This window comes from Streptomyces sp. F63 (assembly GCF_018070345.1).
Lineage (GTDB): Bacteria > Actinomycetota > Actinomycetes > Streptomycetales > Streptomycetaceae > Streptomyces.
The window spans coordinates 447153-470102 of record NZ_JAGPXX010000002.1; the positions used below are offsets into that span (position 1 = coordinate 447153).

Here is a 22950-nt window from a genome sequence, read left to right on the forward strand (position 1 = left end):
ATCAGCTCGCCATCGCCCGCGACATCTCCACGACAGAGCCAACAGCCCCGAAAGCGCCGTGCGCGCCCACCCGTTGACATCCGCACGCGATGCCGGCGACACCAGCCGCGGTCGGTCACCGCCGAAAGGCGGACGGAGCCCGCCAGGACGGTGACGGCGGTGACGGCAGGCGGTGACGGCGGTGACGGCAGGCTCCGGGGCCCCCGGGAGGCCGCCCCGGTCCCGGCGGGGCGGGACGGCGGAGGCAGGCCGCAGCGGAGCCGCCGTCAGCCGGCCGGCTCCGCCGCGCCCCCCGTCGTTCAGCCGGGGCGCCTCACCGTCCCCCTGTCCCCCGTCGTTCCCCGAGGTCGCCCGGCTCTCTTCCGTCGTCCTGCTGTCGCCCCCTGCTCCCTGCGCTCAGTCGGGGATCAGCTCACCGTCCTCCACATGGAAACGGTGGACCGGTGAGCAGCCGATGGACGGGGTGATCAGCAGGCTGACCTCGATCGGCTCCAACTGGGCGTTGGACGTGGAGAATTCGCAGACCGCGCCATCGCCCGTCAGCGGGTACCAGAACCAGCCGTTCCGCTCCCCGACGGTCGCCCGATCCTCCTCGATCCAGCGGCCGCGCGCCTTGGTGTAGATGGCCAGCCGGACGGTGGCGGCCAGGCGGTCGACGCGTGAGCGCACCGCCGTCAGCGTGATCAGACGGTCGTCACCGAGCCTGGCCGCCGCGATCCGCTCCGTCCGGTGGGGCCAGTGGCGGTTGGCGTCGGCGGCCCCGGCGGCTCCGGCCGCCTCCGTCGCCTGCCCGGCCTCGGTCGCCGTGGCGCCGCTCGCCCCCGGCAGCAGCGCCGCTGCGCACAGAGCCGTCACGGCGAGCAGGGTGGCGATGCGCCTGCGGTCGCCGCGGCGGCCGCGGGCCGGCGCGGCGACGGCCGCGCCCGGCCCCGGCCGTCCCGGCTGCTCCGGGCGCTCCAGGTGGTTTCGGTACCTCATGTGTCTCCTTCTCTCCACGAGGAGCGGGCGCCGCGGTGAACGGACGGAACTTCCGTACCGCTGGATAACGCCCCTTTTCACCCCTCTGGGTTGGCAGACACATAGCCGACGAATGCGGTTGCATCCGGACACCCGAACGGGCTATTCCGGGTGTCTCCGTTCCCTCTCCGGGGGCAGCGCGTGCGCGAAGGCCGGCCCCGGTGCGGTGGGGACCGGGGCCGGGGCCGGCGCCGGGTTCGCGGCCTTCGCCGTCCGTTCCCGCCCGCCCGAGTGCCGCCGGCCGCGTTCCCGGCTCCGGCCCCCGGGCGGCCGCCCGGCCGCGTACGGCCGCCCGTCAGCCCCCGGCGGGCGGGGTCCAGCCGGGGTCGCGGCCGGTCAGGGCCAGCAGTTTCTCGAAGTCCGTCGCGCCGTCCGGCACCGGGGCGGGCTCCCCGAAGGCCCCGTACCGCCGCCCCATCGGCGCCATCTCGGCCACCGGCGCGGCGAGTTCGCGGACGCAGCCCGGGTCCGGGGTGAAGTCCTGACCGGTGGCCCGGGCCAGATCCCAGGGGTGCGTGGTGAGGTCGAGCAGGATCATGTGGCCCACGGTGCGCGCCGGGAGGTCCATCGCCCCGGTCCGGCCCTCTTCCGCGCCCGGCGCCGCCCACGCCTCGGCCAGGCGCGCGGTCTCCTCGGCGAAGGCGTCGCGCCAGCCGTCGCCAATGCGGGCGAGGTGGTCGGGGGTGGTGGTGAAGTCGGCCTCCTTCCGGGCGGCCAGCGCCTGGAAGCCGATGACCACGTGGAGGAGGTGGTTGAGCAGGTCGCGCACGGTGTAGTCGGCGCAGGGCGTGGGCGCGCCGAGCCGGCCGTCGCCGATGTCCCGGACGACCGGCACGGCCTGCCGCGCCGCCGCTTCGAGCAGTTCGCTGATTTTCGTCGTCATGCGCCCGACGCTACGGGCGCCCGGCGCGGGCCGGCTTGAAGAAACGCGCCATAGGATCAGGGCCGTGGCAGGCCGGCATGGCGGGTCCGAGGCGTGATACCCGGGGCATCGTGGACGCCCCGGAGCTCTTCGCGCGCGTACGCTTCCGGCGCCGCCTGCCGTACGCCGAGCCGCTGCGCCGGTACGTGGAGCACTACTGGCTGATCGACTGGGATCTCGACGAGCCGTACGTCACCCATGTCGTGCCGCACCCGAGCGTCAACCTCGTCTTTCAGCGGTACGGGAACGGGACGGAACCCGGGCCCGGGGCCGGGTCCGGATCCGGATTCGGTGAACTCGCCGGGATCGGGCTGGAGTTGTTCACCCGGAAGCTGGCGGGGGCCGGGCGGGTGTGCGGGGTGCAGTTCCGGCCGGGCGGCTTCCGGCCGTTCGCGCCCGGCCGGCCGGTGTCGCACTGGACGGGACGGCGGCTGCCGCACACGGAGGTCTTCCCCGATCCCTCCGGAACCGCCGCAGGCACCGGGACCGCGCCCGGAGCCGCCGGCGGTTGCGGGCTGCTCTCCGTCCCCGGTTCGGCGGGCGCCCCGGCCGCCGTCCTGGAGCCGGCCGAGGAGGACGAACGCATCGCCGCCCTCGACGCCTTCCTCCTCGCGGCCGGCCCGGAGCCGGATCCGCGGGCGGACCTGGCGATGGACCTCGTCCACCGCATCCGTACGGACCGCTCCGTCCGCCGGGTCGCCGAGTTCGCCGCGGCGGAGGGGGTTTCGGTGCGTACGCTGCAGCGGCTGTTCACCGCGTACGTGGGCGTCGGCCCCAAGTGGGTCCTCCTGCGCTACCGCATCCACGAGGCCCTGGAGCGGGCGACCGGAGAGAGGGCCGTGGACTGGCCCAGGCTCGCGGCCGAGCTCGGCTACAGCGATCAGGCCCATCTCGTACGGGACTTCACGGCGACGGTGGGCGTGCCGCCGACCGCTTACGCGAAACCGGACGAGTCCGGGGGCGGTCGGCCGGGGCCCCGCCCCCGGCCCGCATGACGACGTGAGACCGGACCACGGGGCAGGCCGCGTCCGGCGGAACTCCCCATGCCGTGACCAGGGTTCCGGCACGGAGACCGGACACGCCGGACGGGCCGGTCACCGCGAAAAACCCTTGGCCAAATCGCTGGGCGGAGCGGCAGGCTGAGGCACCAACCGCTCCGCGTCCCCGCCGGCTCCGTCCCGGCCCGTGCCGCATCCGGGCGGCCCTCCGCCATGCCCGCCATGCCCGCTCCGCCTGTCCGGGGCAGCCCGCCCCCGCACTGCCCCGCCCCGCGCCCGCGCTCGCGTCCCGTCCGCCACCTGCCAGTCCCCTACGGAGGCCCCCTCATGCACTACGACATCCATTTACGGCTCCACGAGATACGGGCCACCGAGCTCCGCCGTGACGCCGGCACCCTCCTCCCCCTCACCGAACCTCCGCCGGGCCCGCGCCTCCGTTCCGGTGCCGCTTCCGGCCCGGGGGTCCTGGCCGGCCTCCGGACCCCGCTGCCGCTGCGCCTGCGCCTGCGCCTCCACGTGGGCTGGACGCTGGTGGAGGTGGGGCTCCGTCTCGTACAGCAGCCGGGGAAGCGGCTGAGGACGGAATCGCTGCGTGGCTGAATCGCGGTGCGGGCCACGCCCGATGCGTCGGACCGGGGCACGGCCCGCCCGGGCAGCAGCCCTGCCCGGGCGGTTTCATCCGGATCACCGCGGGGGCGAGTGATGGCGGCGGTTCCCCGGTGGCATCCTGGAGCGATGAGACCCCGGAGCGGTACCGCCGGGAACGGCCTGCGGCAGCTGCTCAACGAGTGGGATCCGATCGGCGTCGCCGACGAGGTGCCGGACGAGTACGACTGCCTGCTCGCCCCGCTGCTCCGGCGCCTCCGTGCCGGCGCCGGCCGGGCGGAGATCGGTGAGTTCCTGCGGCACGAGCTGGAGGACCACTTCGGTCTCGACCCCGTGGGGCCGCGGCCGGACGCGATGGCCGCCCGGGTGATCGCCTGGTGGGCGTCGGCCGGTGGCGCCGAAGGCCCCGGCCGCGTTCGGCCACTCCCTTGAGGCCGTCCGATCGTTTGTCCCCGCGTGTCCCCTCGCCAGGCGGCCCGGACACCCGGCGGGCGCCGTCACCAGTGGGGTGGCCTCCGCAGGGCCGGGGGCAGCCGGGTACCGGCGTCTCCGCGAGCCGCGTCGAGCTGTGGCTGGGTGAGGAAGACGGCGCCGGTCAGGTCGGCGCCGCGCAGGTCCGCGTCCCGGAAGTCCGCGCCGATGACGTCCGCCGAACGCAGATCGGCACCGCGCAGATCGGCCGCGATGAGCAGGGCGCCGCGCAGGCTCGCGCCGCGCAGGTCAGCGTTCCGCAGCCGGGCGCCGACGAGGTCCGCTCCGCGGTGGTTGCGCGGGTGGCCGCCGCCGTGTCCCGGGGCCTGGGCCCGTACCAGGTCTCCGGCGCGCAGCAGCAAGGAGTTGATCTCGCGCCGGACGGCCGCCACGTCGGTGGCGAGGAGCGTCTCGGCATCCCGGTGCGTGAGGTCGTCGAGTTCGCGCAGGGCCCGGCGGAGGTCGCCGTGGAGGGTGCGGGTGACTGGCAGGGCGAGCGCCTCGGCCACGTACCGGAGCAGTTCGTGGAGTTGCCGCATCACCGGGAAGACCTCGAACATCCGGCGTGCGTTGCCGGGGTGTTGGCGCCAGTCGCGGCCGCCGAAGGTGATCTGGGAAACCTTCTGTCCGGCGCCGTGGCAGTCGAAGACGGTGCAGCCCGGCCAGCCTCGCTCGCGGAGTTCTGTGTGGATGCCGCAGCGGAAGTCGTCCCGGCGGAGGTTGGCGCAGGGGCGGCCCGCCGGCTTGCCGGCGGCGAAGTCGGCGGAGGCGGCGAAGGGAAGCGCCACGCAGCAGAGCGCGAAGCAGTTCGCGCAGTCCGCGCGGAGAGCGGGGTCGTCCCACCCCGGGGCCAGTGCTCCCCGTGATGCCGTTCTCGGAGAGACTGCGGTGTTGCCGGCGTCCCCGGGCGGCGCTCCCGGGTTCTCCGTGCCCGGGGTGCCCCGGGAGTTCGCGGCTCCGGGCTTGCTGCGGGGCTTGCGGGGCACGGTGGTGGTTCTCCTGGGGAAGGACGGGGCCGCTGCGAGTGGCACACGGGGGACATCTCCCATTGTCCCCCGGAAGGCCCGTGCGCAGAGAACAGATTTTCCCGGCCCCGGGGACCGGGCGGGAATCCTTCTGTTCGCCTTCGGCCGGCCGCCCCTGAGCGCTAAGTTCTCCCCGTCCGGGAGGGCGGCCCCGTCCGGGCGGGTGGTCCGCGCCCGGAGGGCGGACCCGGCAGTGGAGGGGGAGCGGATGAAAGAGGCCGTCACGGGGGCGCCCGGGGGCCCAGCCACGGATCGCCGCGGCGGGCCGGGGGCGGCCGTCACTCCGGCGCTGCCCGGCGGAAGAGACCGGCGAAGCCGGGAATCGGCCAGGCGTGTCCACGTTCACGCCCGCACGCGGATGTGACAGCACATGGGACGACGTATCGGGAGCGGGGACAGCAAGCGGATCGACGTCTTCGTCTCCTACAGCCGGGCAGCCGACTCCCGGCTCGCCCCCTCAATTCAGCGCGGCCTCACCCGCCTGGCCAAGAAGTGGTACCGCATACGTGCGCTGAACGTCTTCCGGGACCAGACGGACCTGTCCGCCTCCCACGCCCTCGGTCCCTCGATCGAGCGGGCGCTCACCGAGGCGCGATTCTTCGTGCTGCTCGCGTCACCGGCCGCCGCGGAGTCGAAGTGGGTGCGCAGGGAGATCGAATTCTGGCAGCGCAACAAGGGAAGCGACACCTTCCTCATCGCGCTGACCGACGGCACGATCACATGGGACGACAAAACCGGAGACTTCGACTGGACGGCAACCGATGCCCTGCCGTGCGGTCTGTCGGGATACTTCGCAACGGAACCGTTGTGGCAGGACCTCACCTGGTCCCGTGACGCCGACCGTCTCTCTCTGCGGCACGGAGGTTTCCGCGACGCGGTGGCAACGCTGGCCGCACCGGTCCACGGCTGCTCGAAACGAGAGCTGGACAACGAAGAAGTCAGAGCACATCGCGTACTGACGCTCATAGGCGTGCTGGCCACAGCAATGATCGTCATGCTGGCCATGTCCTTCGGGGCCCAGTTCTGGCTGGCGACGGCCGCGAAGGACCAGGCGAATGAAAACGCCCGCGACGCCACGGTGCTGAGCGCGGTCCGGCGGGCACAAGCCGAACTGGCCAACGCCGAGACGGGGTACGACGTCAGCGCCTATCAATGGCTGATGGCAGCGCAATCCCTCGCGGTAAAAGCCTCGACAGAGGGTGAGGTCTACGCCGCCGCGCTCGGCGCCGCCTATTCCCGCCCCAACCTGCTGCGCGTCACCGAACCCGAACCGGGGCTCGTCGGCGGACCCGCCGCCATGACCCCCGACGGACGGCGGGTCGCCTTCGGGGGAAAGCACCTGCCGGTGCTCTGGAGTCCTCTCACCGGCCGTCCTTCCGGCCCCGCACTCGCATCCGTGAGAGCCGGGGATTCCCGGATTCTCGCCCTCGCCTTCACCCGCGACGGAAACCGCCTTGCCGCTGCCTACGGCACGGTCATCGTGCTCTGGGACGTGAAGACCGGAAGAAAAATCAACGAATTCGCCAGGGATGACCGTACGACCGGGTCCATGGCGCTCAGCCCCGACGGCAAGACCGTCGCCGTCGCCGGGGGAGGCGTGCGGCTCTGGGACACCGTCAGCGGAAAGCCCGTCGGCGAGCCCATGGATGCGGCGGGCGACCGGGTCGTCTTCAGCCCCGACGGCCGGAAGCTGGCCTTTGACACGCTCGACAAGGGGGGCTCCGAGGTTCTGGTCCGCGATCTCGAACCGGATGGCACCGGTGAGGTCACCATTCCGTATCGGCACAACGCGATCAGCACCCTTGCCTTCGCACCGGACGGACGTGGCCTGGCCATCGGCACCGACGACGGCAGACTGCAACTCCGGGACCCGGACTCCGGAGAACCAGCGGGCCCGGTCATGTCCGGCCACCGGGGCGGCATCCGGGCCGTCGCCTTCGGCGCGGGCGGATCCCGCATCGCCACAGCGGGGGCCGACAAGACGATCCGCCAGTGGGACGCAGCCACAGGCTCCTCGATCGGATTTCCGCTCACCGGCCACGCGGGCCCCGTCGGCTTCCTCGCGTTCCCCCGCAGCGGAAGGGAACTGATCTCACTCGGGGAGGACACGACGTTGCGCCACTGGGACGCGATGAACGGTCTCCCGCGGACGCCCCCCGTCGGCACAAGCGCCCCGGTGGCACTTGCCGTGGATCCCCGCGGCAGGAACGTGGCAGTCGGCCGCCGGGACGGGGTGCGCCTCTGGAACCGGGAAACCGGCGCGCACGTGGCGACACTGCCCCTGCCGCAAGGCGTCCGGAGCCTGTCCTACTCCCCGGACGGCGGGTCCCTGCTGATCGCGAGTGCTGACAAGGTCCGGGTGTGGGACGGAACCACGGTCCGCGCGGTGACCCTCGGCCCCTCCGCGGACCCGGTCAGCAGCGCGGCGTTCATGCCCTACGGCCGGCAGATCGTGGTCGGCTCGTCCACGGGGAAGCTCCTCTTCGAGGACCTCGACACCGACGCCGTGGGCACGCTCGGCGCCTCGATCGACATCGCCTGCCCGGCGCAGCATCTCGCCGTGAGCCGGGACGGGATGCGCGTCGCGTATGCCTGCGACGGCGAAGGGGGCATCGCTGACGCGAAAGCCGGAAAGGTCCGGACCTTCGAGGTGCGGGACAGAACCACGGCCATGGTGCTCAGCCCGGACGGTCGCACGCTGCTCCTCGGATCCCTGGACGGCACGCTCTGGCGGCTGGAGAACGGTACCGACACCTTCGTCGCGGTCGGCGTGCATCGCGGCACCGTGCGTTCGGTCGCCTACAGTCCCGACGGCCGCTGGTTCGCCTCAGCGGGCGGCGACGGCTCCGTCGTCATGTATCCGCACGGAGCCAGACAGGTCTCCGCCCGGATCTCCGCCCACACCGGCCCCGTCGCGGCAGTGGCCTTCAGCCGGGACAACGGCCATCTTCTCTCCCTCGGTGAGGCCGACGGCACGGTCCGCAGCTGGCACGTCTTCCAGGACCCGTTGCGTGACCTCTGCGAACGCATCACGTACAACATGTCCGAATCCGACTGGAAGAAATGGATATCGGAGCCCATCGGCTACCAGGACCAGTGCGCGGGCAAGCCGCGAGCGGCGGACGTCGGCGAGGATGGCGGAGAGCGGGGCGCGGGGCGCGCCGTATCCCGGCCCCGCGCCCCGGCCGGAGCGCCACCCGCAGCCCGCCACCCGCAGCCCGCCGCCCGCCGCCCGCAGCTCAGGACCCGCCGCCCGCAGCTCACGGCCCGGTGACCGCTCGGGCGGCCGCCGGCCCTACGCCCCGAAGGCCCGGCTCACCGTGTAGATCACCAGGCCGGCCAGGGCGCCGACCACCGTGCCGTTGATGCGGATGAACTGGAGGTCGCGGCCGATGTGGGCCTCGATCTTCTTCGTCGTGTGCCGGGCGTCCCAGCTCGCGATGGTCTCCGTGATCAGCGAGGTGATCTCGTCGCGATAGGTCGTGACGACGTGCACCGCCGCGTCCTCCAGCCAGCCGTCGACCTTCTCCCGCATCCGCGCGTCCGAGGAGATCCGCGTGCCCAGGGACAGCAGCCCGGTACGGGCCCGCACCCGCAGTTCGCTGCTCTCGTCCTCGGCGGCGGCGACGACCATGCGGCGCACGGCGTTCCAGGTGGAGGCGATCAGGTCCTGCACCTCGTCCCGGTTGAGGAACTCGTTCTTGAACCGTTCGACGCGGGCGCGGGTGTCCGGCTCGTCGCGCAGATCGGCCGCGAAGTCGGTGAGGAAACGGTCCACGGCGCCGCGGGCCGGGTGGTCGGGCATGTCGCGCATCTCGCGGAAGAAGCGCAGCAGTTCCTTGTAGACGCGCTCGCCGACCTTGCGGTCCACGAAGCGCGGGGTCCAGTTGGGGGCGCCGCCCGCGACGGCCGTCATCACCGACTCGTTGTGCAGCACCAGCCAGTCGTGGGCCCGTACGCACACCAGGTCGACCACACGGTGGTGGCCGCCGTCCGCGACGACCTTGTCCAGCATGACACCCAGGCTCGGCGCGATCTCCCGGGCCTCCGCGCGGCGGGTGATCGCCTCGCCGACCACGGCCTGCACGTCGGAGTCGCGCAGCACGGTCAGCGCGCCGCGCAGGGCGGTGGCGAGTTCGGCGGTGACCCGTTCGGCGTTGGCCGGCTCGGTGAGCCAGCCGCCGAGGCGGCTGCTGATGCCGACGGCGCGCAGCCGGGTCCGTACGACCTCGGAGGAGAGGAAGTTCTCGCCGACGAAGTCGCCGAGACTGCGGCCCAGGACGTCCTTCTTGGTGGGGATGATCGCGGTGTGCGGGATGGGCAGGCCCAGCGGGCGGCGGAAGAGGGCCGTCACCGCGAACCAGTCGGCGAGCGCGCCCACCATGCCGGCCTCCGCGGCCGCCGCCACATAGCCCGCCCAGGGGCCGGCCCCGGCGGAGTGCGCCCACTCGGCGAGGCCGTAGACCACGGCGACGAGGACCAGCAGACCGGTCGCGGTGGTCTTCATCCGGCGGACGCCGCGGCGCTTCTCCTCGTCGGCGGCGCTGTAGGTGAGGCCGGCGCCTCCGCCTCCCCGGGGACGGGCGTCCCCGGGCGCGGCGGCGTCCCCCGGCGCGCCCTTCACACCGGCCACGCCGATTCCGCCGATGCCGCCGGCCCCGGGGGACGTGCCGGCCGGACCGGCCCGGCCGGCCGGACCGGAGGCTCCGGTGCCGCGCGCCGGCCCAGCCGCACCGTCCACACGCCTCGTGCCTCGCACGCCGTGCGCGCGCCGGGCGCCTCGCGCGCTGCCCGCGCCGCCCGCGCCGCCCGCGCCGCCCGCGCCGCCCGCTTCACCGGATTCATCCGACTCGTTCCGTTCCATCCGCTCCACCCGTTCGCGCCTGTCCTCCGTCGCATTGTCCCTGTACCGGTCACGAGTGGAACGCACCACGAGTTCCCCGCGCCTACCCCTGCCCGGCCGATCGAAGCGGCCCCGGCGTGGACGGCGACCGGCCGCCCGGCGACCTGAGCACCGCCACCCGGCCGCGGCGCGACTCCGCCGCCCCGGCCGGGGCGCACGGCAACCCGGTAGCGGCGCACGGCAATCCGCCAGTGCCCGAATGGAGTTGCTTCGGGCGACCAGCCGAAGGCCCTGCCCCGAGCCCCGGGCCGGCTCCGAACCTCCGGGGCGCGGAGCCGGGAGCCACAGAGCCGGAAGCCGGGAACCGGAGCCCGACAGCAGCCTCAGCCCGTGTCCGGAGGCGTACAACCAGGTCACTCCCCCAGGAGTCTTGATCATCGGCGGCCCCCGTCCTCCCGTTCCGCCGCCGACGCATCCTCTGAAGGACACATGACCCCAGCCAGACCCACCACGGCCCCCGGCCGTCCCCGTACCGCAGCGGCGCTGGCCGCCGGTGTCGTGCTCGCCACCACTGGGAGCATGCTCACCGCCCCCACGGCCGAGGCCGCCCTGGGCGCCCCGACCACCGCGACCGCCGCGAGGTGCGCCTCACTCGTCTACAAACGGCAGTTCTACGCCAACACCACGTTCTCCGGCGCCCCCGCCCGGACCGACTGCGACTCGCGGATCAGCCAGGACTGGGGCACCGGCGCCCCCGCCTCCGGTCTGCCGAGCAACTACTTCGGCGTCCGCTGGACGGTGACGCGCGACTTCGGATCCGGCGGCCCCTTCTCCTTCCCCGTCGAGTCGCGCGACGGCATCCGCGTGTACCTCGACGGCGTGCGCAAGGTCGATATCTGGAAGAACGTTTCGACCACGCAGAAGAAGACGGTCAACGTCACCATCCCGTCCGGTGAGCACACCCTGCGGATCGACTTCGTCAACTGGACCGGTACCGCGAACGTCAAGTTCGACTACCTGCCCCGCACGTCGGCCGACGTCGACAAGGTCGCGCCCCTCGCGCCGACGGGCTTCACGGCCGCCTACGACGCCTCCACCGCACGGACGAAGCTGGCGTGGTCGAAGAACAAGGAGATGGATCTCAAGGACTACCGGGTCTACCGCCGCCGCGACTCCACCACCACCTGGAGCTACCTGGCCACCACCACCGCCACCTCCTACACCGACACCCCGCCCGCGACCGGTGAGACGTACCACTACCGGATCCGTGCCATCGACAAGGCCCGCAACCGCTCGGCGCCGACGGCGGGCAAGTCCGTCACCACGGCCGACCGCACCGCGCCCGCCGCGCCCATCGGTGTGGAGGACAACTGGAACATCGGCCTGACCACCACGGTCAAGCTCTCCTGGGACTCCAACAGCGAGGCGGACCTGGCCGGTTACCGGGTGTACCGCTCCACCACCAGGCCCGTGGCCCTCACGGAGGCGAACCTGGTGAGCGGCCCGGAGCCGATCCGCAGCTCCTGGTTCACCGAGACGCCGCCGCCCACCGGCGACTGGGCCTACTACGTCGTCACCGCCGTCGACTCCCACGGCAACGAGTCCCCCGCTTCCGGCACCGCGGAGTTCCAGACCTGGGACAAGACCGCGCCCGTCTTCGTCCCCGACGACTTCACGGCGGTGGACGGGGAGCGCGGCGTCAGCCTGTCGTGGTCCTGGGACCGGGCGCAGGACAGAGACCTCTCCGACTTCGAGGTCTACCGCGACGGCACCCATATCGGCAGCGCCTCCGGCGCCTTCGAGGACACGACGGTCAAGCGCTCGACGACGTACACCTACTGGGTCCGCGCCGTCGACGAATCCGGCAATCTCGGACCCGCCTCGGACAAGATCACCGTCGACCACATCGGCGACTACACCGCCCCCGGCCCCGTCACCGGCCTGACCGCCACCCCCGTCGAGAACGGCGTCCGCCTCGACTGGGACGACAGCCCGGCCCCCGACTTCGACCACTACGAGGTCCACCGCGGCACGCACGCCGACGGGCAGTGGTCGTACACCGAGCTGGACAGCGGCTCCCGTGAGGGGCTCCAGTCCGGCAGCATCTGGTCCGAGAACCTCCACAAGACCCTGCCCGACGGCGAACACGTCCGCTACGCGGTCGTCGCGGTCGACAAGGACGGCAACGCCCTCGCCCCCGGATCGGGTGACACGGACATGACCGAGGTGACCGAACTCGACATGCGTCCGGCGGAGGCGACGCCGGACGGCGGTCCCGTCGGCTGGCTGGCGGCTCAGGACTTCCAGCTCTCCGGAGTCGATCTCCGGTGGGGGTACTCGCCGGAGACGGACCCCAGCGGAACGGCGGCCACCGGCTTCCACATCTACCGCTGGAACCCCTCCGAGGGCGCGTACGTGAGGCTCACCGGCACACCGCTCGACGCGGACGCCTGGGACTACTCGGACACCGCGGCGCCGGACAATTCCACGCTCTACTACCGGATCACGGTCGTGTACGCGGACGGCACGGAGTCGGCCCCGACGGGGGACCACGTCCTCACCTGACAGCACCGACAGCACGGCACGCCCCGGCCCGCCGCCGGGCACCGGGATGCCGGGGAAGGCCGGGGAAGGCCGGGGAAGGCCGGGGAAGGCCGGGAACGGAAGCAAGAGGGCCGGGAGGCCGGGGCCGGGGCGCCCCGGCCTCCCGGCCCCCGGGCTTTCCCGGCGATGGGGCACGGTGTGCCGGGGAACACCTGTCCGCGTGCCTGCCAGGTGGAACGCGCCGTGAACTTCCCGCGTCTATCCGGGCGGAGCCGATCGAGGCGGCCCCTTATCAGAACCGTGATCCGCTCGTGGGATCATGGAGCAACCCGGCGGAGAGCCGCCAACTCGCCGCCCCCGACCGGGGAACGCACCAACGGGAGCAGGCAGCTCCCTCGTACGAGGAGACAAACCGCGCGTGACCAAGCGGAACGGTTATGCCCTGCTCGCCGCCCTCGCGGCGGTGGTGGTGCTCATCTCCGTCGCCATATACGTCGGCGTGGGCGGCGGCCGCGCGGTCGGCGACCCGAGCGCCGCCACCCGGCAGCAGCGCGGCTCCGCCGCCCCGGCCGTCTCGGGCCGCTGGGTCGGCAGCTGGGCCACGGCCCCGGCCGCGGCCGAGCCGGACTCGTTCCACGGCCACGCGGGCAAGTCCATCCGCAACGTCGTGCACACCAGCATCGGCGGCACAGCCGCCCGCATACAGCTCTCCAACCTCTACGGCACCCGGCCGCTGTCCATCACGGGGGCCACCATCGCCCTGGCCGCGGCGCCCAGCAACCCCACGGCGGCCTCCGGCACGCTGCGCCGGCTGACCTTCTCCGGCCGCCCGTCGATCTCCATACCCGCCGGGCAGGCCGCGGTCAGCGACCCCGTGCGACTGAACGTTCCTGCCGCCGCCGACCTGCTCGTCTCCACCTACTCGCCGACCCCCTCCGGCCCCGTCACCCACCACCCCTACGCCCGCCAGACCTCCTACCTCGCCGAGGGCGACCGGACGGGCGACCCGCGCGGCACCGCGTACACCGAGCAGAGCCCGTACTGGCGTTACCTCACCGGCGTCGACGTCTACAGCACCGAGGCCGAGGGCACCGTCGTCGCCCTCGGCGACTCGATCACCGACGGCATCACCTCCACCGCGGGCGCCAACCACCGCTGGCCCGACTTCCTCGCCGAGCGGCTCCGCACGGAGACCGGCGCGCCCCGCTACGGGGTGCTCAACCAGGGCATCAGCGGTAACCGCGTCCTCGTCGACGGCAGCCGCTTCTCGCCCAACAACGGCCCCAGCGGCCTCAGCCGCTTCCAGCGCGACGCCATGGAGCGGAGCGGGGTGCGGGCGATCGTCGTCCAGCTCGGCATCAACGACATCCTCAAGACGCCACGCCAGCTCGATTCCCGGCAGATCCTGGACGGCCTGCGGCAGATGGTGCGGCAGGCGCACGGGCGCGGGCTGCCCGTCATCGGCGGCACGCTGCTGCCCTTCGGCGGGCACCGCGGCTACGGGCCAGAGACCGAGACCGTACGGCAGCAGGTCAACCAGGCGATCCGCGCGGGCGGGGTGTTCGACGCGGTCGCCGACTTCGACCTGGCCCTGCGCGACCCGTCCCGGCCGCACCGCCTGCTGCCCGCGTACGACTCCGGCGACCACCTCCACCCGAGCGACGACGGCTACCGCAAGATGGCCCGGGCGATCGACCTGGACCACCTCAGGGCCACGGCCCCGGCCCGGCTCTGAGCCTCCCGGGGCCCGCCGGTCGGGCGCACCGGATACAGGGTCCCGCGAAAGCCGCGTCACCCGCGTCACCCGCGCACCAGCCTCCGGTGGCCCCCAAGACGCCGGAGGAACAACGGAGTCGGGGAACGGCGGCCGGAGACAGGGCGGAGCCGGGGGCCCTGTATCCGGTGCGCGCCGGACAGGACGAGCCCGGGACAGTAGCAGCGCCTCCGTCCGCGCCGGCGGGCCGCGCTCCGGACGGTCCCCGGGGGCGTCTCTCACCCCTCCGGCTCCCCGCGCTCCGGAGGGTTCCGGAGGGTTGTGGAGGGTTCCGGAGGGTTGTGGAGGGTTCCGGCGGGTTTCAGCCTTCCAGCTCCCCGCGCTCCCGCTTCTCCAGCCGGTCCCGTGCCCCGTCCCCGTCCCCGTCCTTCTCGCGCCGCTCCTCCAACTCGCGCCGCTTGCGCTCGGCCTTGAGCCGGCGGCGCTCCTCCTTGGGCAGCTTTCGCTCCGTACCGACCCCGCCCCAGAAGGCGAAGCCGGTGACCACGACCTTCGGCGCGCCCGGGTCGCCCTCGTCGACCTTGCTCTGGTCGAAGCCACCCATCAGGCCGAAGCCGCGGACGTCCAGGCCCATCCCGGGCGGCACCACGACGTTCACCCCGCCCATGACGGCGAAGCAGCGGATCACGATCTCGCGGTCCTCGAACCGCGCCTCGCGCAGATCGATCTCGCCGCCGCCCATCACCGTCACGGCCGTGAACCGGCGCGGCGCCACCCAGCGGCCCCGGCGCTGGAAGCCGCCCAGGATGCCGACCGCCCACTTCGAACTCGGCGTGCCACCGATCCGCGACGGCCACGACACCTCACCGGCCGTCCCGGCCGCGGCCGGCTCCCCCGGGGCACGCACCGCGAGCGTGCCCGCGGCGCCACCGACCGGGAGATCGCGGGTCAGCGGCTCCAACTCGGCGTAGGTGCGCGCCCGGTACACCGCGTCGAGCCGTTCGTCGAACTCCTCCATCGTCAGGCGCCCTTCGGCGACGGCCTCGCGGAGCACCTCGGCGACGCGCTCGCGGTCGGCGTCGGAGGCACGCAGTTCAGGGGGTTCGCTCATCATGGACCTCACCCTAGGCAATCCCCGGCCCCACGCGAACCGTTCCCCGGGCGGGGAAGGACCCGTACGGCACGGAAAGCCCGGAAAAGGGGCCCGGCGTACGGCCGGCGCCCGGGGGCCGGCGCACACCGCACGGAACGCGCCGCACCGGGCGGGACCCCGGCGGACGGGCTCGGCGGACGGGCTCGGCGGACGGGCTCGGCGGACGGGCTCGGCGGACGGGCTCAGAAGGCGGCCGCACGCTCCGCGTACATCCGGGCCCCGGACCTTCGCCTTGCTCAGCACGTCGAGCCCGATGGTCGGCTCGTCGAGATACAGCACTTCGGGATCGTCCAGCAGGGCCGCGGCCATGTCACCGCGCATCCGCCGGCCCGGCGCGAGCTGCCGCACGGGCACGTCCAGCGGCGCGTCCTCTGGGCCGTGCCGCGCCGTACCCGGCCGCCGCCCGTCACCGTCGAAATCAGCCCAAACGGACGAGCCTAGCCGGGCGGGCGCAGCGCGTGTGCATGTTTTTCCGCCATCCGGTCAGCCGTAAGGGTGGCCCGGGAGGGCCTTCGGTGTGTCCCGGCGTCCCGCTGGGCGCTCCGGCCCCCAGCACGCGGAAACCATGACGCGACAGTCCGCCTCGTGGCGCTGGCCCGCTGATCAGCCCGCCCCGACAGTGACCGCCGCCATACAACCTTTGGTGGCGGCCGAGGAGTCCCCAGACATATGAGTGACGAGCCGCAGCAGCAGAAACCGCCGGGCCCGGGACCGGAGCGGGAACCGCGGGAGGCGACGGAGCCGGCGCCCGAGCCGGGACGGGCCCCGGAACCGGATGCGGCACCGGCGGCGGACGCGGGCCCGGCGGCGGAGCCGGGACCAGCAGTGGCGGGACCAGCGGAGCCGGGACCCGACGAGCCGGCTCCGGAACGGGAGCCGGAGGCGGAACGCAGGACGGCAGCGGCTCCCGAGTCCGCGAGCACGGCCGCGGCCACGCCGGAAGCGGCCGGCGACGGCGGGGACCACGCCGGGCACGGACCCCGGGCCGGGGCCGGGGCGGGCGCGAACGCCGGAGCAGCCCGCGCGGAGCGCACCGGTTTCCGCCGCTTCCTGCCCACCTGGCGCATGGTGCTGGGCGGCGTCCTGCTGCTCGTCCTCCTCCTCAGCGGCGGCTTCGCCACCGCGTACCTGCTCGTCGGCATCCCGGCCGCCAACGAGCACGCCGTCCGGCAGGGCAACGTCTACCTCTACTCCGACGGCACCCAGCTCGCCACCGACGGCGACGTCAACCGCCAGAACGTGAAGCTCGACCGGGTGCCGAAGCACGTCCAGCGGGCCGTCCTCTCCGCCGAGGACCGCGACTACTACACCGAGTCGGCCGTCGACCCGCAGGCCATGCTGCGCGGCGCCTGGAACACCGCCACCGGCAAGGGCAAGCAGTCCGGCTCCACGATCACGCAGCAGTACGTGAAGAACTACTACCTGGCCCAGGACCAGACCCTCACCCGCAAGGCCGAGGAATTCATCATCGCCATCAAGCTCGACCGCGAGACGAGCAAGGACGAGATCCTCGAGGGCTACCTCAACACCAGCTACTTCGGGCGCCGCGCCTACGGCATCCAGGCCGCCGCGCACGCCTACTACCGCAAACACGTCGAGGAGCTGACCGTCGCCGAGGGCGCCTATCTCGCCGCGCTGCTCAACGCCCCCGCCTACTACGACATCACCACCCACCCGGAGAACAGGTCCCGCGCCCTCGCCCGCTGGAACTACGTCCTGGACGGCATGGTCGACGAGGGCTGGCTCAGCCGCTCCGAGCGCTCCCGCATGGAGTTCCCCACCCCCGCCGAAGGACGGCCCTCCTCCGGGATGAGCGGACAGCGCGGCTACCTCGTCGAGGCCGTCAAGCAGTACCTCTCCGCCCACGGCATCGTCGGCGAGGACGCCCTCGAAGCGGGCGGCCACCGCATCACCACCACCATCGACCGGAAGCGGCAGGACGCCTTCGTCAAAGCCGTCGACGAACAGCTGATGTCCGAACTCGACAAGAAGGAACGCAAGGTCGACCGCTACGTGCGGGCCGGTGGCGCCTCCATCGACCCGAAGACGGGCAAGGTCGTCGCCATGTACGGCGGCATCGACTACACCGAGCAGTACGTCAACAACGCCACCCGGCGCGACTACCAGGTCGGCTCCACCTTCAAGCCCTTCGTCCTCGCCGCCGCCGTCGACAAGGGCGCCGAGACCCTCGACGGCCGCCCCATCACCCCGAAGACCCGCTACGACGGCACCAGCGGCCGCGCCGTGCAGGCCCGCTCCGGGGCGACCGACTACAAGCCGGAGAACGAGGACGAACGGAACTACGGGCAGCTCACAGTCGCCGAGGCCACCGACAAGTCCGTCAACGCCGTCTACGCGCAGATGGCCCAGGACGTCGGCCCCGCCACCGTCCGCCGGACCGCCGTCGGCCTCGGGCTCCCGGAGGACACCCCCGACCTCACCCCCAACCCCTCCGTGGCCCTCGGCGTCGCCACCGCCGGCGTCCTCGACATGACCGAGGCGTACGCCACTCTCGCCAACCACGGCGAGCACCGCGAACCCGTCCTCGTCACCAAGATCACCAAGGGGGAGAGGGAGCTCGACCTGCCGGAGGAGGAGACGGAGCGGGCCGTCAGCCGCGAGGCCGCCGACACCACCACCTCCGTCCTCCAGGGCGTCGTCGAGAAGGGCACCGGCACCGCCGCCCGCTCGGCGGGCCGCCCCGCCGCCGGCAAGACCGGCACCGCCGAGGAGGACCGCGCGGCCTGGTTCGCCGGCTACACCCCGGACCTCGCCACCGTCGTCGCCGTGATGGGCCAGGACTCCGAGACCGGCGAGCAGAAGAAGCTCTACGGAGCCACCGGGCTGGCGCGGATCAACGGCGGCGGCTACCCCGCCCAGATCTGGGGCCAGTACACCGCCGCCGCCCTCAAGGGCACCCCCGCCGAGGACTTCGACCTCAAGCTGATGGACGGCGCGAACGACCCCGACCCCGGAGCCCCGGGCGACCCCTTCGAGGAGGCCGGTGAGCCCGGGGAGCCCTGGGAGGAAGACACCGGCGAGCCCGGCAATCCCGGGGAGACCGGGGACACCGGGGACACCGGGGACACCGGCGGAACGGACGGCCCCGGCGACTCCACGCCCCCCACCGCCTCCGAACCGCCGCCGACGGACGACGGCAAGGGCAGCGGGGGCGGCGACAGCGGCGGCACGGACGGCGGCACGACCGGCGGCACCGACGGCGGCACCGACAGCGGGGGCAGCACCGGCGGCGACTCCGCCGGCACGGACGGCGGCACGACCGGCGGGGACACCACGGGCGCGGGCGGAGCCGGCGGAACGGCGGACGGCGGCACCGACGGCGGGGGCGGCACGGTCACCGCGGGCACGACCGCCTGACGGACGGCGGGACGAGGGGCCCGAAGGCAGGGCGCCGGAGGCAGGGGCGCAGGAGCGAGGGGACGGCGGAACCCGCCCGGGGCGGACCGGGCCCGCTCGGGGCGGACCGGGCCCGCTCGGAGAAATCAGAGGTAGAGCCCCGTGGAATCCTCCGCGCCCTCCAGCCGCTCGGCCGCGACCGCGTGCAGATCCCGCTCCCGCATGAGGACGTACGCCACACCGCGGACCTCGACCTCGGCCCGGTCCTCCGGGTCGTACAGCACCCGGTCGCCGGGCTCCACGGTCCGGACGTTCTGCCCCACGGCCACCACCTCGGCCCAGGCCAGACGGCGGCCGACAGCGGCGGTCGCCGGGATGACGATGCCACCCGTGGAGCGGCGTTCGCCCTCCGCGGTGTCGGTCCGGACGAGCACCCGGTCGTGCAGCATGCGGATGGGCAACTTGTCATCGTGCGTAGCGTTCTGGCTCACGCCACGAAGGTACCTGCCCCCGCACCGGCGGAACGCCGCGGGCCCGTCATCACCGGGCCCGCGGAAGACGGACCCGGGAAAGACAGCCCCGGAAAACGGCCCGGGCGGGGGCCGGGGAGGGACCCGGGGAGAACGGCCCGCCCGCCGGGCGGCCGGCTCAGCGCCGGCGCCCCCGTCCCCCGGTGCGCCCGCCGGCGCCACCGCGCCGGGAGGAGACCGAGACCAGCAGGCCCACCACCGCCACCGCGGCCACCGCAGCCGGAACGATCCGCTCCAGCCGCGGCTCACCCTTCTCCGACACGAAGGCGCCCCGTACGTCGTTCAGCGCGCGGTTCACCGCCACATAGGCCCGCCCCGCCGTACGGTCCACGGCCGACGCGGCCTTCGCCCTCGCGTCTCCGACGATCGTCTTCGGGTGCACCCGCACCGCGATCTCGTCGAGCGTCACGGCGAGCTCCTGGCGCCTGCGGGCGATATCCGCCTCGATCTGCGCCGGGGTCCTGGCTTCCGACACCGCGCTGCCTCCGTCGTCCTGAGTTGACCGGTGTTTCCGGTGTTTCCGTCCGTGCTGGTCGTCCGTGATGGACAGTCTGTCAGCTCCTGCCCTGCGCTGCCCCCCGGCACCCCTGCGGATCCGTCGCACCTCCCGGTTAATCTCGGGGAGAACCGTCCGGCCGTCCGTCACCACCGAGGAGAACCATGAGCGAGCGACTGCAGCCCGGCGACACCGCCCCCGCCTTCACCCTGCCCGACGCGGACGGCAAGCCGGTGTCCCTCGCCGACCACGCGGGCCGCAAGGTCATCGTCTACTTCTACCCGGCGGCCCTCACCCCCGGCTGCACCAAGCAGGCCTGCGACTTCACCGACAACCTGGAGCTGCTGGCCGGTGCCGGCTACGACGTCATCGGCGTCTCCCCGGACAAGCCGGAGAAGCTCGCCAAGTTCCGCGAGAAGGAGAACCTCCGGGTCACCCTCGTCGGAGACCCGGAGAAGTCGGTGCTGGAGGCGTACGGCGCCTTCGGCGAGAAGAAGCTCTACGGCAAGACGGTGACCGGCGTCATCCGCTCCACGGTCGTGGTGGACGAGCAGGGCAAGGTCGAGCGCGCCCTCTACAACGTCAAGGCCACGGGCCACGTCGCCAAGCTCCTCAAGGACCTCTCCGTCCAGCCGGACGCCTGATCCGTCCGGCGGCCCGGACGAGTGGCTACGGAACCGGCCCTGCTCCACCACTCCGCTCCGGCACAGTTGGCGTAACCGGCCCACCACCCCCTCGTTGACACTTTCGAAGCCGCACCATGCGATCGAATCTCAAGGGGGGGGGATCGCCATGTCCCAGAGCCCGTACACACGCGCCCGCCTCGCCGAGGTGGCGGAATCCTCGCGGAGCCTCACCGAAGCCATGGTGACGCTCGGCGTGGACCCCAGGAGCAGGAGCAGGCGTTATCTCAGAGAGCGCATGAAGTCGATGGGGATCGACACGTCACACTTCGAGCGGGAAGGTACTCGCTGGACGCGTGAGGTTCTCCGGGAGGCGGTAGCCGCCTCGACGAACATGAACGAGGTACTGCGCCGTCTCGGCGTGGAAACGGTCGGGGGCCAGCACACGCACATCAGCCGTCGGGTCCGAACCCTTGGCCTCGACACATCCCATTTCACAGGAGCTCCTGCGACCGCCGGCCCGAGACGCCACCGGTTACCTGAGGAAATCCTCGTTCAGCAGAAGGCCGAGGGTGGCCGGCGGGTGCCCAGCAGCCGCCTCAAGCAACTCATGCTCGGCGCCGGCGTCGAGGACCGATGTGCTCTCTGCGGCACGCCCCCTGTCTGGCGCGATCGGCCACTGCCTCTTGAGGTCGATCACATCGACGGCAGTTGGCGGAACAACCGGCTGGAGAATCTCCGTCTGCTCTGCCCCAGCTGCCATTCCGTGACCGACACCTACCGGGGCCGGAACAAGAGAAAGAGCCTTTCCCGGGAAGCGCACGGGAGGCCCGCCGGAGCATCATGAGCAGCGGAACGCGGTACACACGAGAACTCCTGGTCGCCGCAGCGGAAGCCAGCTCGGACATCGACGATGTCATCACCTTCCTCGGTGTACGGCCCTACCACCAACTACGCCGATACCTGCTCAGGCGATTCGACCACTTCGCGATCGACATCTCGCATTTCACCGCGTCTCGACGGAGGTTGGCACCTCGCCGACCGGGCCGAAGTGAACTGCAACAGGCAATCAACTCCTCCATCTCCATCGCCGACGCCTTGCGGAGACTGAACGTGCCGGACAGCGGGCGAACACGGACCGCGTTCCGCCAATGGGTCGCGGAGGAGAACATCAGCACTTCCCATTTTCTCGGGCAGGCCCATCTACGAGGCCAACGCGGCTTCGTTCAGGCCAGACCCCCCGAGCAGGTTCTGGTCCTGCACGACCATGAACATCGCACGAGAACAGCGGTATTGAGACGGGCCCTGCGGGAAATCGGAGAACCCCTGAAATGCGCGGAATGCGGAGTCGGGCCGGCTTGGCTCGGCAAACCAATGACGCTTGAGATCGACCACATCAATGGAAATCACTCCGATGACCGCGCAGGCAATTTGCGACTGCTGTGCCCCAACTGCCATGCCGTCACCAGCACGTGGTGCCGCGGCGGCAAGTTCTCAGACCACAACCGCGGCAAAACACCACGTCCGTCGCCGTGAGTCAACGCCGTCCGGAGCCCCACCCACCACAACGCCTGGTGCACCCCCGTCAAACGGGAGCCCTCGGACAAGTCTCTTGCTGAGACCGTCGGCCGTTCCGCCTCCAAGTCTCCCCAAATCGAGTAGAATAGTGATGCGCGCGAGTGCCGGAACAGGTATACGGAACGGTTTTAGGTACCGTCGTCTTCGGACATGGGGGTTCGAATCCCCCCTCGCGCACACAGGGCGGGAGCGGCTCCTGATCGAGCCGCTCCCGCCCTGTCCGTTTCGTCGCATGAAGCGCCTCAGCCCAGGAGTTCGCGTACCAGAGGCGCCAAGGCGCGGAAGGCCTGGCCGCGGTGGCTGATGGCGTTCTTCTCCTCCGGGGTGAGTTCGGCGCAGGTGCGGGTCTCCCCGTCCGGCTGGAGGACGGGGTCGTAGCCGAAGCCACCGGTGCCGGCCGGGGTGTGGCGGAGGGTTCCGGTGAGGCGGCCCTCGACGACGCGTTCGGTGCCGTCGGGCAGGGCCAGCGCCGCCGCGCAGGCGAAGTGGGCGCCGCGGTGCTCGTCGGCGATGTCGGCGAGTTGGGCCAGCAGGAGGTCGAGGTTGGCCTTGTCGTCCCCGTGCCGGCCGGCCCAGCGGGCGGAGAAGATGCCCGGGGCGCCACCGAGGACGTCGACGCAGAGGCCGGAGTCGTCGGCGACCGCGGGGTGGCCGGTGGCGCGGGCGAGGGCGTGCGCCTTGAGGAGGGCGTTCTCGGCGAAGGTGACGCCGGTCTCCTTGACGTCCGGAATCTCCGGGTAGGCGTCGGCGCCGACGAGTTCGATGGCTGCGGGGCCAAGGCCCGCGTCGGCCAGGATGGCGCGCAGTTCGGTCACTTTGTGGGTGTTGCGGGTGGCGAGGATCAGGCGCTTCATGGACGGCGATTATTCCGCTCCGCGCCCCCGCCGGTCCGGGCGGGCACGGTGCCGGCCCGCCGTGGCGCCGCCGGGGGCGCTTCGCTGCGGTCCCGCCCCGGCGGACGGCCGAGCTCGGCGGACGGCCGGGTCCGGGCCGGGGTCGGGCGAGGCAGGGCCGGTTGCGGCGCCGCCCCGGGCCGGAGGGGGCGCGCCGCCGGACGGTCACCGGGCGGCGCC

Annotated in this window: 18 protein-coding genes and 1 tRNA gene; 11 read left to right on the plus strand and 8 right to left on the minus strand. The window is 72.7% G+C overall.

The window, feature by feature from the left end; translation table 11 throughout:
* Positions 1 to 396: 396 nt before the first annotated feature.
* Positions 397 to 978, minus strand: coding sequence for a hypothetical protein (locus KBZ10_RS03985; protein WP_247701736.1), 582 nt, complete (start codon positions 976 to 978; stop codon positions 397 to 399).
* A 334-nt stretch (positions 979 to 1312) separates the two neighbouring features.
* The gene (locus tag KBZ10_RS03990; RefSeq protein ID WP_210986038.1) at positions 1313 to 1900 is read right to left on the minus strand and encodes a TIGR03086 family metal-binding protein; all 588 of its coding nucleotides are present in this window, start codon (positions 1898 to 1900) and stop codon (positions 1313 to 1315) included.
* Between the two features lie 77 nt (positions 1901 to 1977).
* On the opposite strand from KBZ10_RS03990, the gene KBZ10_RS03995 reads away from it, so the two are divergent.
* The 3 genes from KBZ10_RS03995 to KBZ10_RS04005 all read left to right on the plus strand — a co-directional run bounded on the left by KBZ10_RS03995 (position 1978) and on the right by KBZ10_RS04005 (position 3975).
* Positions 1978 to 2934 (plus strand): helix-turn-helix domain-containing protein, encoded by a 957-nt coding sequence (locus KBZ10_RS03995; protein WP_210986039.1) that lies wholly within the window; start codon positions 1978 to 1980, stop codon positions 2932 to 2934.
* Positions 2935 to 3264: 330 nt separating this feature from the next.
* Complete coding sequence (locus tag KBZ10_RS04000) at positions 3265 to 3537, plus strand: hypothetical protein (protein ID WP_210986040.1); 273 nt, start codon at positions 3265 to 3267, stop codon at positions 3535 to 3537.
* Positions 3538 to 3672: 135 nt separating this feature from the next.
* Positions 3673 to 3975 (plus strand): hypothetical protein, encoded by a 303-nt coding sequence (locus KBZ10_RS04005; RefSeq protein WP_210986041.1) that lies wholly within the window; start codon positions 3673 to 3675, stop codon positions 3973 to 3975.
* 65 nt (positions 3976 to 4040) lie between these two features.
* Here KBZ10_RS04005 and KBZ10_RS04010 read toward each other — a convergent pair whose 3' ends face one another.
* Entirely contained in the window at positions 4041 to 4868 is an 828-nt protein-coding gene (locus KBZ10_RS04010) for a pentapeptide repeat-containing protein (protein WP_247701798.1), read from the minus strand.
* A gap of 541 nt (positions 4869 to 5409) precedes the next feature.
* On the opposite strand from KBZ10_RS04010, the gene KBZ10_RS04015 reads away from it, so the two are divergent.
* On the plus strand, positions 5410 to 8313 hold the full coding sequence (locus tag KBZ10_RS04015) for a TIR domain-containing protein (protein WP_247701737.1): 2904 nt from the start codon (positions 5410 to 5412) through the stop codon (positions 8311 to 8313).
* A 21-nt stretch (positions 8314 to 8334) separates the two neighbouring features.
* On the opposite strand, the gene KBZ10_RS04020 is transcribed toward KBZ10_RS04015, so the two are convergent.
* On the minus strand, positions 8335 to 9903 hold the full coding sequence (locus KBZ10_RS04020) for a DUF445 family protein (RefSeq protein WP_247701738.1): 1569 nt from the start codon (positions 9901 to 9903) through the stop codon (positions 8335 to 8337).
* 468 nt (positions 9904 to 10371) lie between these two features.
* On the opposite strand from KBZ10_RS04020, the gene KBZ10_RS04025 reads away from it, so the two are divergent.
* Positions 10372 to 12447 (plus strand): PA14 domain-containing protein, encoded by a 2076-nt coding sequence (locus tag KBZ10_RS04025; protein ID WP_210986043.1) that lies wholly within the window; start codon positions 10372 to 10374, stop codon positions 12445 to 12447.
* Positions 12448 to 12844: 397 nt separating this feature from the next.
* Complete coding sequence (locus KBZ10_RS04030) at positions 12845 to 14161, plus strand: SGNH/GDSL hydrolase family protein (RefSeq protein WP_307847178.1); 1317 nt, start codon at positions 12845 to 12847, stop codon at positions 14159 to 14161.
* Positions 14162 to 14501: 340 nt separating this feature from the next.
* Here KBZ10_RS04030 and KBZ10_RS04035 read toward each other — a convergent pair whose 3' ends face one another.
* A complete protein-coding gene (locus KBZ10_RS04035) occupies positions 14502 to 15254 on the minus strand; it encodes a DUF1707 domain-containing protein (protein ID WP_210986045.1) in 753 nt (250 codons plus the stop codon).
* Positions 15255 to 15962: 708 nt separating this feature from the next.
* Between KBZ10_RS04035 and KBZ10_RS04040 the strand changes: the two genes are divergently transcribed.
* Positions 15963 to 18671, plus strand: a complete 2709-nt coding sequence (locus KBZ10_RS04040; RefSeq protein WP_210986046.1) for a transglycosylase domain-containing protein — start codon at positions 15963 to 15965, stop codon at positions 18669 to 18671.
* Positions 18672 to 18796: 125 nt separating this feature from the next.
* Here the strand turns inward: KBZ10_RS04040 and KBZ10_RS04045 are convergent, their stop codons facing one another.
* The gene (locus KBZ10_RS04045) at positions 18797 to 19099 is read right to left on the minus strand and encodes a co-chaperone GroES (protein ID WP_210986098.1); all 303 of its coding nucleotides are present in this window, start codon (positions 19097 to 19099) and stop codon (positions 18797 to 18799) included.
* Positions 19100 to 19298: 199 nt separating this feature from the next.
* The gene (locus tag KBZ10_RS04050) at positions 19299 to 19655 is read right to left on the minus strand and encodes a DUF3618 domain-containing protein (RefSeq protein ID WP_210986047.1); all 357 of its coding nucleotides are present in this window, start codon (positions 19653 to 19655) and stop codon (positions 19299 to 19301) included.
* Between the two features lie 185 nt (positions 19656 to 19840).
* On the opposite strand from KBZ10_RS04050, the gene bcp reads away from it, so the two are divergent.
* The 4 genes from bcp to KBZ10_RS04070 all read left to right on the plus strand — a co-directional run bounded on the left by bcp (position 19841) and on the right by KBZ10_RS04070 (position 22054).
* Positions 19841 to 20320 carry a thioredoxin-dependent thiol peroxidase gene (gene bcp, locus KBZ10_RS04055; protein ID WP_210986048.1) on the plus strand — a complete coding sequence of 160 codons (480 nt, stop codon included), beginning with the start codon at positions 19841 to 19843 and terminating at the stop codon, positions 20318 to 20320.
* 148 nt (positions 20321 to 20468) lie between these two features.
* Positions 20469 to 21146: an HNH endonuclease gene (locus KBZ10_RS04060; protein WP_210986049.1), complete on the plus strand. Its 678-nt coding sequence runs from the start codon at positions 20469 to 20471 to the stop codon at positions 21144 to 21146.
* Positions 21143 to 21835 carry an HNH endonuclease gene (locus KBZ10_RS04065; RefSeq protein WP_210986050.1) on the plus strand — a complete coding sequence of 231 codons (693 nt, stop codon included), beginning with the start codon at positions 21143 to 21145 and terminating at the stop codon, positions 21833 to 21835. Before KBZ10_RS04060 ends, KBZ10_RS04065 begins: the two co-directional genes overlap by 4 nt.
* A gap of 137 nt (positions 21836 to 21972) precedes the next feature.
* Positions 21973 to 22054, plus strand: a tRNA-Leu gene (locus KBZ10_RS04070).
* 65 nt (positions 22055 to 22119) lie between these two features.
* Here the strand turns inward: KBZ10_RS04070 and rdgB are convergent.
* Entirely contained in the window at positions 22120 to 22731 is a 612-nt protein-coding gene (rdgB, locus tag KBZ10_RS04075) for an RdgB/HAM1 family non-canonical purine NTP pyrophosphatase (protein ID WP_210986051.1), read from the minus strand.
* Between the last annotated feature and the right edge of the window lie 219 nt (positions 22732 to 22950).